The organism is Mesorhizobium sp., from assembly GCF_041661565.1.
Classification (GTDB): domain Bacteria; phylum Pseudomonadota; class Alphaproteobacteria; order Rhizobiales; family Rhizobiaceae; genus Mesorhizobium.
This window is the reverse complement of the sequence record NZ_JBAZUD010000006.1, coordinates 14,355-26,927: the sequence shown is the minus strand read 5'-3', so window position 1 is coordinate 26,927 and position 12,573 is coordinate 14,355. Positions and strand designations below refer to the sequence as shown.

The 12,573-nt window shown below is 64.7% G+C and carries 12 protein-coding genes; 3 read left to right on the top strand and 9 right to left on the bottom strand.

Annotated features, from left to right (window positions below; translation table 11 throughout):
- Position 1: 1 nt before the first annotated feature.
- A complete protein-coding gene (locus tag WC739_RS02255) occupies positions 2 to 925 on the top strand; it encodes an ROK family protein (protein ID WP_372951381.1) in 924 nt (307 codons plus the stop codon).
- 59 nt (positions 926 to 984) lie between these two features.
- Entirely contained in the window at positions 985 to 2,109 is a 1,125-nt protein-coding gene (locus WC739_RS02250) for an N-acetylglucosamine-6-phosphate deacetylase (protein ID WP_372951380.1), read from the top strand.
- Between the two features lie 107 nt (positions 2,110 to 2,216).
- On the opposite strand, the gene ssuD is transcribed toward WC739_RS02250, so the two are convergent.
- From ssuD to WC739_RS02210, 8 genes are all read right to left on the bottom strand, one after another.
- Positions 2,217 to 3,374, bottom strand: coding sequence for an FMNH2-dependent alkanesulfonate monooxygenase (ssuD, locus tag WC739_RS02245; RefSeq protein WP_372951379.1), 1,158 nt, complete (start codon positions 3,372 to 3,374; stop codon positions 2,217 to 2,219).
- A 41-nt stretch (positions 3,375 to 3,415) separates the two neighbouring features.
- The gene (locus WC739_RS02240) at positions 3,416 to 4,264 is read right to left on the bottom strand and encodes an ABC transporter permease subunit (protein ID WP_372951378.1); all 849 of its coding nucleotides are present in this window, start codon (positions 4,262 to 4,264) and stop codon (positions 3,416 to 3,418) included.
- Positions 4,261 to 5,073 (bottom strand): taurine ABC transporter ATP-binding protein, encoded by an 813-nt coding sequence (locus WC739_RS02235; protein ID WP_372951377.1) that lies wholly within the window; start codon positions 5,071 to 5,073, stop codon positions 4,261 to 4,263. The genes WC739_RS02240 and WC739_RS02235 overlap by 4 nt, the downstream gene beginning before the upstream one ends.
- Before the next feature lie 64 nt (positions 5,074 to 5,137).
- Complete coding sequence (gene tauA, locus WC739_RS02230) at positions 5,138 to 6,145, bottom strand: taurine ABC transporter substrate-binding protein (RefSeq protein WP_372951376.1); 1,008 nt, start codon at positions 6,143 to 6,145, stop codon at positions 5,138 to 5,140.
- Between the two features lie 323 nt (positions 6,146 to 6,468).
- Positions 6,469 to 7,353 carry an MBL fold metallo-hydrolase gene (locus tag WC739_RS02225; protein ID WP_372951375.1) on the bottom strand — a complete coding sequence of 295 codons (885 nt, stop codon included), beginning with the start codon at positions 7,351 to 7,353 and terminating at the stop codon, positions 6,469 to 6,471.
- A 71-nt stretch (positions 7,354 to 7,424) separates the two neighbouring features.
- Positions 7,425 to 7,928 (bottom strand): hypothetical protein, encoded by a 504-nt coding sequence (locus WC739_RS02220; RefSeq protein ID WP_372951374.1) that lies wholly within the window; start codon positions 7,926 to 7,928, stop codon positions 7,425 to 7,427.
- Between the two features lie 233 nt (positions 7,929 to 8,161).
- Entirely contained in the window at positions 8,162 to 8,515 is a 354-nt protein-coding gene (locus WC739_RS02215) for a cupin domain-containing protein (protein ID WP_372951373.1), read from the bottom strand.
- Positions 8,516 to 8,603: 88 nt separating this feature from the next.
- Entirely contained in the window at positions 8,604 to 9,623 is a 1,020-nt protein-coding gene (locus WC739_RS02210) for a sugar-binding transcriptional regulator (protein ID WP_372951372.1), read from the bottom strand.
- 157 nt (positions 9,624 to 9,780) lie between these two features.
- On the opposite strand from WC739_RS02210, the gene WC739_RS02205 reads away from it, so the two are divergent.
- The gene (locus WC739_RS02205) at positions 9,781 to 10,584 is read left to right on the top strand and encodes a hypothetical protein (protein ID WP_372951371.1); all 804 of its coding nucleotides are present in this window, start codon (positions 9,781 to 9,783) and stop codon (positions 10,582 to 10,584) included.
- A 12-nt stretch (positions 10,585 to 10,596) separates the two neighbouring features.
- On the opposite strand, the gene ptsP is transcribed toward WC739_RS02205, so the two are convergent.
- Entirely contained in the window at positions 10,597 to 12,567 is a 1,971-nt protein-coding gene (ptsP, locus tag WC739_RS02200) for a phosphoenolpyruvate--protein phosphotransferase (protein WP_372951370.1), read from the bottom strand.
- Between the last annotated feature and the right edge of the window lie 6 nt (positions 12,568 to 12,573).

The window sequence follows — 12,573 nt, the reverse complement described above, 5'->3', positions numbered from 1 at the left end:
CATGTTCGGCGGCATCGACCTTGGCGGCACGAAGATCGAGGCGTGCCTGTTCGACACGGACCTTGCGGCGCTGACGCGGCGCCGGGTGCCGACGCCCCGGCAGTCGTTCGACGATCTGCTCGACGCACTCGTCGACCAGTACGAATGGCTGCGCGCCGAGGCGGGAACGAGCATGCTGCCGGTCGGCGTGGGCATTCCCGGCCTGATCGAGCGCGCCACCGGACTGTCGCTGACGTCCAACCTGCCGGCGACCAACCGGCCGCTTCACGACGAACTGTCGCGCCGGCTGGGCTTCGTCGTTCCGGTCGACAATGATTGCAAATGCTTCGCGCTGTCGGAGGCCAATGGCGGAGCAGGCGCAGGGTACGACACCGTCTTCGGCCTCATCCTGGGCACGGGTTGCGGCGGCGGCGTGTGCCGCAACGGCGAATTGGTCCAGGGCCACAACGGCCTGCCCGGCGAAGTCGGTCATTTCGGTATCGCCATGAACGCGGCGCCGCAGGTTACCCTGCCGCTGCGGCACTGCAATTGCGGCCGCTACGGCTGCTATGAAACGCTGGTCTCTGGGCCCGGCCTCACGGCGCTGGCCAAGAGCCTGGCCGGGCGGGACCTGTCGCCGGCGCAGATCGCGGATGGCGCCGCCGCCGGCGATCGCGACCTCACGGAAGTCCTCGCCGTCTGGGCCGATATCGTCGGTGAATTGCTGCGCACGATCCAGGGCACGGTCGACCCGGACTGCATCGTGCTGGGCGGCGGCCTGTCGCGCATAGAAGGCGTCGCCGGATTGCTGCTCGGCCGCACCCAGGACCATTTCATCGGCGGCATGCGCCATCCGGCGATCATGGTCGCCCGGTATGGCGACAGCAGCGGCGTTCGCGGCGCGGCCATGCTTGCCGCGCGCGGGCAGCCGACCGGGGCCGGCTGACCTGCGGACATAGGTGTCCTTGCCGCCGAAGCTATCATTCAAGTCGAAAGGTTCAAAAGATGTCCCCATCCCAGCAAACCTCGCCCACCGGCTATGTGCTGACCCCATCGGGCTGGGTTCATGGCCACCTCGTCTGCGAGGAGGGCCGCATCGCCAGGATCGAGGGGCAACCGGTAACGCTGACCGACAATGCCGAACTGCCCTACATAGTGCCCGGCTTCATCGACTTGCATGTCCACGGCGCGCAGGGCGTCGACTTCTCCAGCGGTGAGGACGCCATCCGCCAGTTTACCCGTTTCCATGCCGCGAGCGGCACGGTTGCGATGGCGCCGACCACCTCGACATCGACTGTGGAGGTCATTGAAAAAGCCCTGGCCGACATCGAAAAGGTGCGGCTGTCGCCACGGCCCGGCGAGCCGATCATCCTGGGGGCCCACCTGGAAGGGCCGTTCATCAACCCGGGCAAGCTCGGCGCCCAGCGCGACATCACGCGCCGGGGCGATGCCGGCCTTGCCCTGAGATGGGCCGACATGTGCCGGCTTGTGGTCGCCACCGTGGCGCCGGAAATAGAAGGCGGAATCGAGGTGATCGAGGCGCTCACCGCGCGCGGGTGCCGCGTGCAGGTCGGCCACAGCCTGGCCACGTTCGAGGAGACCGCCGCCGGCTTCGCCCGCGGCCTGAGCGGCTTCACCCACCTGTTCAACGGCATGTCGGGTCTCGATCATCGCAAGCCGGGCGTCGCCGCCTATGCCCTGGCCAAGGGCCGCTATGCCGAACTGATCTGCGACCTCAACCATGTGCACCCGGCCCTGGTGCTGGCCGCTTACCGGGCCATACCGCGCCTCTATGCCATCACCGACGCGACGACCGCTGCAGGCTGCCCGGACGGCGCCTATGATTTCGGCGGCGATCATCCGATCGTCAAGAAAGGGCTCACCATCATGCTTGCCGACGGTTCATCGCTCGCCGGCAGCGCCATCACGATGCTCGACGCGTTCCGCAACCTCGTGTCCCTGGGATTGTCGGTCGCCGAGGCATCGGATTTGTGCGCCACGCGCCAGGCCGAATATCTGTGCCTGAACGATCTTGGCCGGCTGATACCCGGAAACAGCGCCAGCTTCGTCGTCCTCGGCAGGGATCTTGAGCTGAAGGGCGTCTGGCTCCGAGGCCGCGAAAACACGTAGGCGATAGCGCCGGTTCGAGGGAGCGATCGCCTGGCCGCGCTCGGTTGAGGACACCGCGCAGCCCGTCGGCATAGCGCCACGCCCTCTTCGTTTTCACCGGCAATAGGTCAGGAAGCGGACGCGGCGGCCCGGGGCGGTGATCCGCGGCCGAACTCGACATCCCAGCTGCGTTCGGCGGGCGCGACTTCGCCGCTCAGCCCGAGTTTGGGGAAAAGCAGTTCAGCGACATTGAACGCCTCTTCCAGATGCGGGTAGGCGGAGGCGATGATCGTCTCGATGCCGATCTCCTGATATTCGCGAATACGCGCTGCCACATTGTCGGGATTGCCGACGAGGGCCGTTCCCGCGCCGCCGCGCACCAGCCCGGGCCCCGCCCACAGGTTCGGGCCGACAACCAGTTTGTCGCGCCGGCCCTGATGCAGTGCCGACATGCGCTTTTGGCCGACAGACTCCGAGATGTGGACAAATCCCTTCTGCGCTTCCGCGATCAGGTCGTCGGTGACATGGCTGATCAGCCGGTCGGCCGCAGCCCAGGCCTCGGCCTCCGTTTCGCGCACGATCAGATGAATGCGAAGGCCAAAGCGCATCGTCCGGCCCTGCGCCGCGGCAGCCTTTCTGACGCGATCGAGCTTTTCGGCAAGCTGGTCCACCGGCTCGCCCCAGCTCAGATAGGCGTCCACATGCTTGGCGGCGATTTCAATGCCGGCGTCGGACGAACCGCCGAACCAGAGCGGCGGATGCGGCTGCTGTACAGGCGGGAAGGAGATGTCGGTGCCGTGGGCGGACAGGTACTTGCCTTCGAAATCGGCCGGCTCGCCCGAGAGGATGCGCCGCCAGATCGTCAGGAACTCGTCGGTCTGCGCATAGCGCTCGTCATGGCCGAGCTTGTTGCCGTCGCCGGCAAGGTCGGCCGGATCCGCGCCGGTGACGACATTGAGCAGGACGCGGCCGCCGGAAATGCGGTCCAGCGTCGCGGCATGGCGCGCAAACAGCGCCGGCGTTCCGCTGCCCGGCCGAAGCGCCACGAGGAACTTGAGCTTTTCCGTGAGTGGAATGAGGCCGGCCGCTACGATCCAGGCATCCTCGCACCGCGTTCCGGTGGGCAGCAGCACGCCCTTGAAGCCAAGCCGGTCGGCGGCCTGGGCGATCTCCTTGAGATAGCCGAAGGTCGCCGGACGGTGCCTCTCGTCCGTGCCGAGATACGGTCCGTCGCCATGGGTCGGCAGGTACCAATAGAGATCGAGCGGTCGGGCATTGGTGGACATTGGATTGCTCCTTCAGCGATGCGGATTGTGGTGGGCAAGCATCACAGCTTGCCTTTCCAGGGGATGAGGCGGTGCTCGAGCCAGCGCATGCCGCTGGTGAAGGCGAAAGCGAGGATGGCGATGACGATGAGGCCGACGAAGACGACGTCGGTGGCGAGGAAATTGGCGGCCGACATGATCATGTAGCCAAGGCCGGACTGGGCCGCGATCAGCTCGGCCGCCACCAGCGTCGACAGGCCGGCGCCGATAGCGATCTTCAGGCCGGTCATGATTTCCGGCAAAGCGGATGGCAGGATGATGCTGGTGAACAGTTGCAGGCGGCTAGCACCGAGCGACAGTGCGGCATTTATGCGCTCATCGGGCACGGAACGGACGCCGGCCTGCGCGGCAAAGCAGATCGGCGCGAAGGTCGACAGCGACAGCAGCACGACCTTGGAGGTCTCGCCGATGCCCAGCCAGATAATCAGCAGCGGCAGGTAGGCCAGCGGCGGCAGGCCCCAATAGAGATCGATCGGGACGCTGAAGATGCCCTTGACCCAGCGATTGAGCCCCATCAGCAAACCGAGCGGAACGCCCAGCACGATGCCGACGCCAAGCGCGGCCGCAATCCGGCCAAGGCTTGCCAGCGTGTGGTCGAGGAGCGTGCCATTGGCATAGCCATCGGCCCAGACGGCGCCGAACTGGGTCAGCACCTCGGCCGGCGACGGCAGGAACAGCGGCGAAGCCCATTCGAAATGCGCAGCCAGGAACCACAACGCAATCAACGAAGCCAGCGTCGCCAGGCTGATGCCGAGCGTGCTTGTCGCAGCGGACCGGCGTGGCTTGCGAGACGGCGCGCGCGGAGCCGTCGAAGACGAAAATGACGTTCCGGAATTGGCGGCAAGGGTCATTGCAGAGTTCCTGTGCGGGGCGGGGTTCCCGTGCGGGCGCCGTCCGGCTGGTGGATGAGCGAGCGGATTTCCTGCCGCAGTTCGATGAAGCGCGGATCGGACTGGATCGGCCCGATGTCGCCGCTTTCGGCGAACTCGCGGACGAAGCCGGCGTCGAACCGGGCGACGATGCGGCCCGGCCGGGGCGACATCACGACGATGGTCGTGCCCAGCGTAAGGGCTTCCTCGATCGAATGGGTGATGAACAGGATCTGCTTTTTGGTCTTGGCCCAGATCGAGGCCAGGAGCTGCTGCATCGTCTCGCGCGTCAGGCTGTCGAGAGCGCCGAACGGCTCGTCCATCAGCAGGATCTTGGGATCGGTCGCCAGCGCCCGAGCGATGCCGACGCGTTGGCGCATGCCGCCGGACAATTCATAGGGTGGCTTTTCGGCAAAATCGGCGAGGCCTACCAGTTCCAGCAGGCGGCGTGACCGCTCATGGCGCTCGCCGCGTGGCACGCCCCGGTATTTCAGGCCGAGAGCGACATTGTCCAGCACGTTGGCCCAGGGCAGCAACGTATCCTTCTGGAAGACGACGCCACGATCGCCGCCCGGCGCGATGATCTCCTTCCCGTCAAGCGTGATCGAGCCTTCGCTGAGCGGCAGGAAGCCGGCGATCGCGTTGAGCAAGGTCGACTTGCCGCATCCGGACGCACCAACAGCGACGACGATGGAGTCCGGAGCGATATCGAGAGAGACGTGATCGAGCGCATGCACGTCCTGGCCGTCGGAAGCTGGAAAAATGACGTTGGCATCGCGGATTCTGAGCATGATGGGCTCCGGAAAACTTGGCTGGCGGGGTGTCCGCCAGCCAGGCGAATGTTCTTCAGGGATCTTAGTTCGAGGCCTTGGCGGCCGCCGCATATTGCGGATCGGCGGCTGCGGCGTAGCTGTCCTTGATGGCGGTGATTTTCTTCTGGTCCTTCAGGAAGCCCGCAGTGTCCTTGAGTATCTTGGCGACGGCGCTCTTGTCGCCTCCGCCCAGCCATTTGTCGGAAACCTGCTCGTCGAGCGGTGGGACAACCGTTGTCTTCAACTGTTCCGAATTCTCCGCCGCCGTACCACCCTGCAATTTGGCGATCGCCTTGGCGCTCTCGGAATCCGGCCCCCAGGCGGCGGGGTTGGTCAGGTAAGACGTGGTATAGCCGTCGATCAGACGGACATACTGGCCGAGGAAGTCGGGATTGGCCTTGGCGAAATCGCCGGTCACCACCAGTGCGCTGAAGGTCGGCGCGCCGCGATCCGCAACCTGGCCGGCGGTGAGCAGGACCTTGCCGTTCTTCTTGAGTTCGGAGAGTGCGGGATCCCAGACGAACGCCCCGTCGATGTCGCCGCGCTTCCAGGCGGCGACGATCTCGGGCTGGGGAATGGCGATGACCTGGGTTTCCTTCTCGGAAATGCCTTCCTGCTTCAGCACGGCGAGAAGCTGGTAGTGATCGGTCGAGACGGGTGCCGCGGCGAGCTTCTTGCCCCGCAGGTCAGCCGGGCTCTTGATCTCGGGCCGCACCACCAGGGCTTCGCCGTCACGAGAGACCGACGAGATGTAGAACGCCTTCACGTCGATGCCCCTGCTGACGGCAGCCGCAAATGGGCTCGATCCGACATCGCCGATCTGGACGTCGCCAGATGCGATGGCAGCGAAAATGTCGGCGCCGGAATTGAAGCGGCGGAACTCGATGTCCCAGCCCGTCTTCTTGGCAAGATCGCCATTGGCGATGCCCAGATTGTAGGGGTTGGCACCGGTCTGGTAAGCGATGATGACTTTCTTGTCCGCGGCATGCGCCGCGGCGGATATGGCTGCCAGGGCCAGCCCGGCAAGAGTGGCGGAAATCAGTTTTCGCATGGAATTCAATCCTTCTGAACGGAGGGCAAACCCCTCGATTGCCCGCCCTGGCCAGGAGCGTCGGATTAAAGTCCACTGAATTTATAGACTTAGACAGAAACGAAATTCTGAAATGCGGCTCGGCCGTGAAAAGAAACCGGCACGGACGAACGCTTTGTCGCGTCTGGCAATTGTCACGCGAAAATTTCGCCACTCGGTTCTCGGCGTAAGAAAACGCCGGGGCACGGCTTGACTGACTTCACAACGAGCCAAAAAACCAGCCGGATTGCGCCAGCGGGTTTCAGCAAGTCAGCCAGAGAGCACAAGCGCGAAGGAGGAAAAACCTACCGTGGTTCGTCGCTCGGCACCCATTTGAAATGGTCGGCATCGGCCTCGATGTGCCCGACGCCCGGGAACGGGAAGTGGGGCGCGAAGATCATCTCGTGGTTCTTGGCCAACACTCCGAGCGTCTTGGCTCTGTTCTGCTCCGCTTCCGGCTTGTCGCCATCGAAGGCCACCGCCCAATCCGGCCTGGCCAGCGAAATGATCGAACTGTGCGCCGTGTCGCCGATGTCGAACAGCTTCTCGTTGCCGGATTTGATCTGGTAGCCGACATGGCCGGGCGTGTGGCCACTCAGCCCCACCGACATGATGCCTGGCTCGACTTCGGACCCGGTCTCGAACGGCTTCACCTGATCGGCGATCACCTTGACGATGTCGGCAATGTCCTTGTTGGCCTTGGCGAAATCCCATTCCGTCTTCGACATCCGGATCGCGGCGTTGGGGAACGCCAGCTTGCCCTCCTTGACCAATCCGCCGATATGATCGGGATGCGAATGGGTGATGAGGATTTCGGTGACGTCGCCGGGCTTGACGCCGGCCTTGGCCAAGCTGTCCTGCAACGCGCCGCCGACGCCGGTGTCGATCAGGATCACGCGCTTGTCCGATTTCACCAGCAGGGCGTCGACGCTCAGCGTGATCGTGTCGGTGGCCGCCCCCGCCGCCTTCAGCAGGTCCGCAACTTCCGCGGGACTGTGATCGAGGCCGAACGTCTTGCCGTCATTGGGTTTGACGAATTGGGCGTCGTGCAGGACGACAATATCGAGCTTGCCGAGCTTGAACGATTTGGCGTCCGGCTGCTGGGCCGGCATCTGCGCCATTGCCGGGCCCTGATGGCCGACGATGAGCGCCGTCATTGCCATCATTGCCGCGAATTTGATCCTGGTCATGCTGGACATCCTCTGCTGCGGAGATGCGCGACCGGTCGGGACGCCCGTTTTGGCAGCCCTGGTTCGACCGGTCACGAATTCTCGAGCGAATATAGGGGCGCGGCCCGATGCGGCAACGGCGACACGCCGTTAATCCGCGCCAGCCTGGTCGCCCCCACGGCCTGGCACAGCGCGTAGGCCTTTGAAAGCGCGGCTTCGGCGTCTTTGTGCGCTTGCGTCTTCATGATTGCCCCCGCCTTGCCGATGACGCAGTCGAAATAGGCATCGTTGTCATCCGCGCGTGCCATTGCAGTCATTACCACCGTGGCGACCAGTGCGATCGCAACGATCGTTGACAGGCGGATGTGCAGACGGGCCACGGGATGGCTCGCGCGGCCAGTTCCTTCGGTCCCACTGGATGTGACTGACGGATAGACCATCCTCACCAACAGCGCGAAATAACCGAGTTGGATCACCGTTGCGCTCAGCGCGGTCCACGCGAGCGCGATCCACACCGAGCCGGTCGCCACATAGGCCCATGCCGCAACGCTGGCCGACACCACGGCCATGCCAAGAAGGAATCGGGGGAGATCCATCGCAGCCACCTGTGAAAGGCCACCGCTGCATCCATTTGTGACGAACCGGTGGGATCAAGCCGGCCTGTGCAGGCCCCTCCTCACCGCAGCAAATGCCGTGCCAGCAAAACTGCCCCATAGTGGCGCACCCGTCCGTGCGTCGCGCCTGCGCGACAGGACCGGAAGCGGCGTGGAAATGAAAAACCCGCCAGGACGAATCGTGGCGGGTTTCACGCTGATGCGATGCTCAGGCTTCAGCCGACGCGAACGACGAAATGCTTGGTTACCGGCTCGATGATCTTCCAGGTTCCCTTGAAGTCGGCTTCCACCACGAAGGCATCGCCGGGACCGACCTCGACCGCCGTACCGCCATCGGGCGTAATGATGATGCGGCCGGCGATCATGTGCACGAACTCGTAGTCCGTATAGGTCGCGTGATAAGTGCCGGGCGTCGCCTGCCACGTGCCCGACAACACCTTGCCGTCTGCGGTCGTGTGCTGGACGGCTGTTTTCATGGTCGGCTTGCCCTCGACCACGACCCAGCCGGCCAGGTCGCCGGCTTCCGCGTTTTCGACCGGGCCGAATTTGAGGATCGTCTTGTCTGTCATGTCAGGGGCTCCGTTTGATGACCGGTAATTCAGGCGTCACATGCCTGGGCGTCAGTATCCGATGCCCCCGGCCCCGGCAACCGGCGCGTTATTGCGAGGCTTGCGCCGCATGCATCTGCAGCATGCGCCTGGCGCTTTCCTCGTCGGTGATCAGGATCGTCGGCGCGATCAGGGTCATGGCGCCGAGCAGGGCTTCGACCTTTTCCTCGCCCCCGGAGGTGAGGATGCGGATCGGCGCCTTTCGCAACCGGTCGACGTCCACCGACATCACCAGGCTGTTGATCGGATGGTCGACCAGGTCGCCCTTGCGATCGAAGAAATGAAACAGGAGGTCGCCCACCGCGCCACGCGCTACAAGCGCTTCACGTTCTGCCTCCTTGAGGAAGCCGCCCCGATAGAAAGTGGTCGCCGAAGCGATGCCGCCGATGCTGAGCAGCACGGCGTCGAGCGTATCGGCCATCTCGAATATCTCCTGCAGGCCGCAGCGTTCGACAAGCGCGATCTTGGTCTGGACGCTGTCGACAACGGCGGGCGTCGGGATGAGATAGCCGTCGCCCTGGAAGGCCTGGGCGAAGCGCCAGGCGAATTCCGCCGGATTGAACTTGCGCGCCACGCCGACGCCGCCCAGCAGGGAGATGACTTTGAAGTCGGTGAGGGACTTGGCGCTGATGAAGGGCAGGCTCGAGAACAGCGTCCGGCCCCAGCCGACGCCGACGCGCATCCCGGATTTCATCGTGTCCGACAGGAAGCTGCCGGTCCTCGCGCTGATCGCCGGTATCGGGTCCGCGCCGGGCGTCGAAAGCGGCGCCACCAGCGCCTGCCGCAAGCCGAACGTCTTTTCCAGCGCGCGTTCGAGCCGCACGATTTCCGACAGCTCGCTTTCGATGGTGATCTTGACCTCGTTGCGGGAGCGGGCCTCCGCCAGCATGCGCACGATGGTGACGCGGCCGACACCGAGCACATCGGCAATCTCGTTCTGCGTCATCTGCTCGACGAAATACATCCAGGCGGCGCGGACCCGCAGTCGATCCGTCCGACTCTCATTGGCAAGCTGTTCGGTCACCTCGCCTTGATCATTTTCGCCTTCGCCCACTCGCCGCCTGCCCACGCCTGTCTCTCCCCCGCGGCGACGGACGAGCGCGCCATCGCCGATTATGCACGCTGGTCTAGTATCGCCTATTGATCTACCAATCGATAGGAACAATGTAGAATGGTGGCTGCCCCCCGCTTGCGGGCGTGCCATGTAAATTTCGAGGCGATCCGCGATGCTCCGACAAATCTCCGAAGATGTCCGTGTCAACCTGAAGGACCGCTTGCGGGAAGTGCGTGAAATCATCCGGCAAAGCCGCCATGATGGCACCGGCGAAGCCAGTGCCCTGCGCGAGGCGACCAGCCTTCTGCCGCCGTTTCCGGGCAAGGGCATCGAAGGCCTGCTCAGCCACGCCGCGAGTGCCGTCGACGAGGCGCTGTCGATAGCCGAGTCCTTCGTTCCGCACGAGCGGCCGATAAAGGTGGATGGCACCACCGTGAAAGGTCTCGGCACCTATTTTCCGGTTGGAAACGAGGACCGGCAATTGAGCGCGGAGCGACTGTTTCGCCGCGACATGTACTATCTGACCAAGGCGGTGCTTGCCGGGCTGAAGATCGACAATGCCCGCATCCACGAAGCCGATTTCGCGGCCGTCCATGCCACGATGCGAAAGCGGCATGGCGATCTGCTGGCGACGTTGAACACGTCCGACGCCGGATTGCGGGCGATCGCGGCGACTTGTTCCGCGCTGCTGGTCGAGTGTCTCAACCAGCGTCCCGTGCGCTTTACCGAATCCGCACTGGAAACGCCGACGGCTGCGGCTGACCGGACCCTCGATATCAGCTGCCTGGCGCCTCTGGTCCTGGCCTGCGGCCTGGCGACCACCGGCAGGGACGGGTCGCCGGAGCCGGATATGCTTGAGATCGCCATCCTGGCCGCCGATATTCGTCATGATCGCATCGTCCAGGCCTGCGCCAAGGCAAGGCCGATCGATGAACTGACACCCGTCTTCGTCACCTTGCTCGCCCATTTGCCGTGACTTTCGGCTAGACTAGGATTCGGCCGCGATATCCATGATCGTCTTCTTGGCGCGCTGGATCGACGCCGGGCTCATCGAGAACTCCGTCAGTCCCATCTTCACGAAGGTCGAGATAAGGTCGGGACGGCCGGCGGCCTCCCCGCACATGCCGACCATGATGCCTGCGGCGACTCCGGCTTTCGCCGTCAGTTCGATCGCCGCCATGACGGCAGGATTGGTGACGTCGTTGAGCTTCGCCACCGTCGGATTGAGCCGATCGGCGGCCATAATGTACTGGGTGAGATCATTGGTGCCGATCGAGAAGAACGCCACCTCCCTGGCCAGCGCCGGGGCGATCAGGACGGCGGCCGGCGTCTCGATCATCACGCCGAGATCGAACGCCGCATGCGGCACGCCTTCGGCGTCCAGTTCGGCCTCGCATTCGGCGACGAGAACCCGCGTCCGCCGCACCTCGTCGATGTCGGCCACCATCGGCAGCATGACCTTGATGTTGCCCTGCACGGCCGCGCGCAACAGCGCGCGCAATTGGCGCTTGAAGATGTCCGGACGGTCAAGGCACATGCGGATGCCGCGCCAGCCGAGGAAAGGGTTCTCCTCGTCAGGAAATTCGATGCCGGCGATCGGCTTGTCGCCGCCGATATCGAGCGTGCGCACGATGACCGGGTATGGTGCGAATGCCTTTGCCAGGGCCGTGTATGTCTCGGCCTGCATATCTTCCGAGGGAAGATGCATGTGGCGCATGAACAGCAATTCGGTGCGGAACAGGCCGACGCCCATGGCGCCTGCCTCCTGCGCCGCATCGATCTCCTCGAGCGAGCCGATATTGGCCGCGACCTCGATGATCCTGCCATCGGCGAGCGTTGGCGTTACCGTCTTGAAGACGGTCAGCCCGGCGCGCTCCTTCGCGGCGGCTTCGACGCGGGCCGCGAATTCCGCACGGGTCGCCGCGTTAGGGTCGATGATGACACGTCCGCTGTTGCCATCGAGCGCCACGTCGCGCGCGGTGCGCAAGGCATTGATCTGGTCGCCGAGGCCCAGCACCGCGGGGATGCCGTGCGAGCGGGCGATGATGGCGATGTGCGAGGTGGCGCCGCCATGCCCGCACACCACGCCGCCGATGCGCTTCAGCGGCGCCCGCGCCAGGTCCCAGGCGCCGATATCGTCGGCGATCAGAATGGCGCCTTCCGGGATGTTTTCAAGGCTGACATCGTCCTGCCCGAGCAGCACCAGGCAAATCTGCCGCCCGACCGCGTGGACGTCGTCCGCGCGCGCGTTGAGGTAGTGATCATCGACGGCGCTGAAATCGGCGGCGATGGTGGAGGCCGCGGTGATGACCGCCGAAACCGCGTCGTTGCCGCCCTTGATCAGGCGCTCGGCCTCGCCCGTGAGACTGTCATCGGCGGCGATGTCCCTGAGCGCGGCGACGATGCCGCGATCCCCGGCCGAAAGGCTATCCTGGGTCAACGCCCGATCCATCCGCGCCTGCACGGTGCCGACGGCGGCGCGGAACCTGTCGATCTCACCGGTGATCTCTTCGGCCTGCAACGTGCGGCCTTGTCCGGCGATATCGGGCGGGAAATGCGCGAAGGCCGGCCCTATGGCAAAACCTTCGCTTGCCGCCACGCCGCGCAGGCCGGTGATGGCCTCTGGCGCGGATTCGGCCGGCGGCGCGGCCACCGAGCGTGACGCGGCATCCTCGGAGGGCGGGCTGCCCTCATCGTCGAGCCCGGCCCTCGGATTCTCGAGATAGCCGATCAGCGCCTCGATCGCCTCGATGGCGTCGGCGCCATTCGCCCGCACGGTGACTTCCTGGTTTTCCTTGACCGCCAGCAGCATCAGCTTGACCGAGCTCTTGGCGCTGACCGCCTTGCCGTCCTTGACCAGTTCGACATCCGATTCGAAACCTTTGGCGAGCTTGACGAACCGCGTGGCGGGACGGGCGTGCAAACCTTCATGCACTCTGACGATGGTCGAGCGTTCCATGGCAAA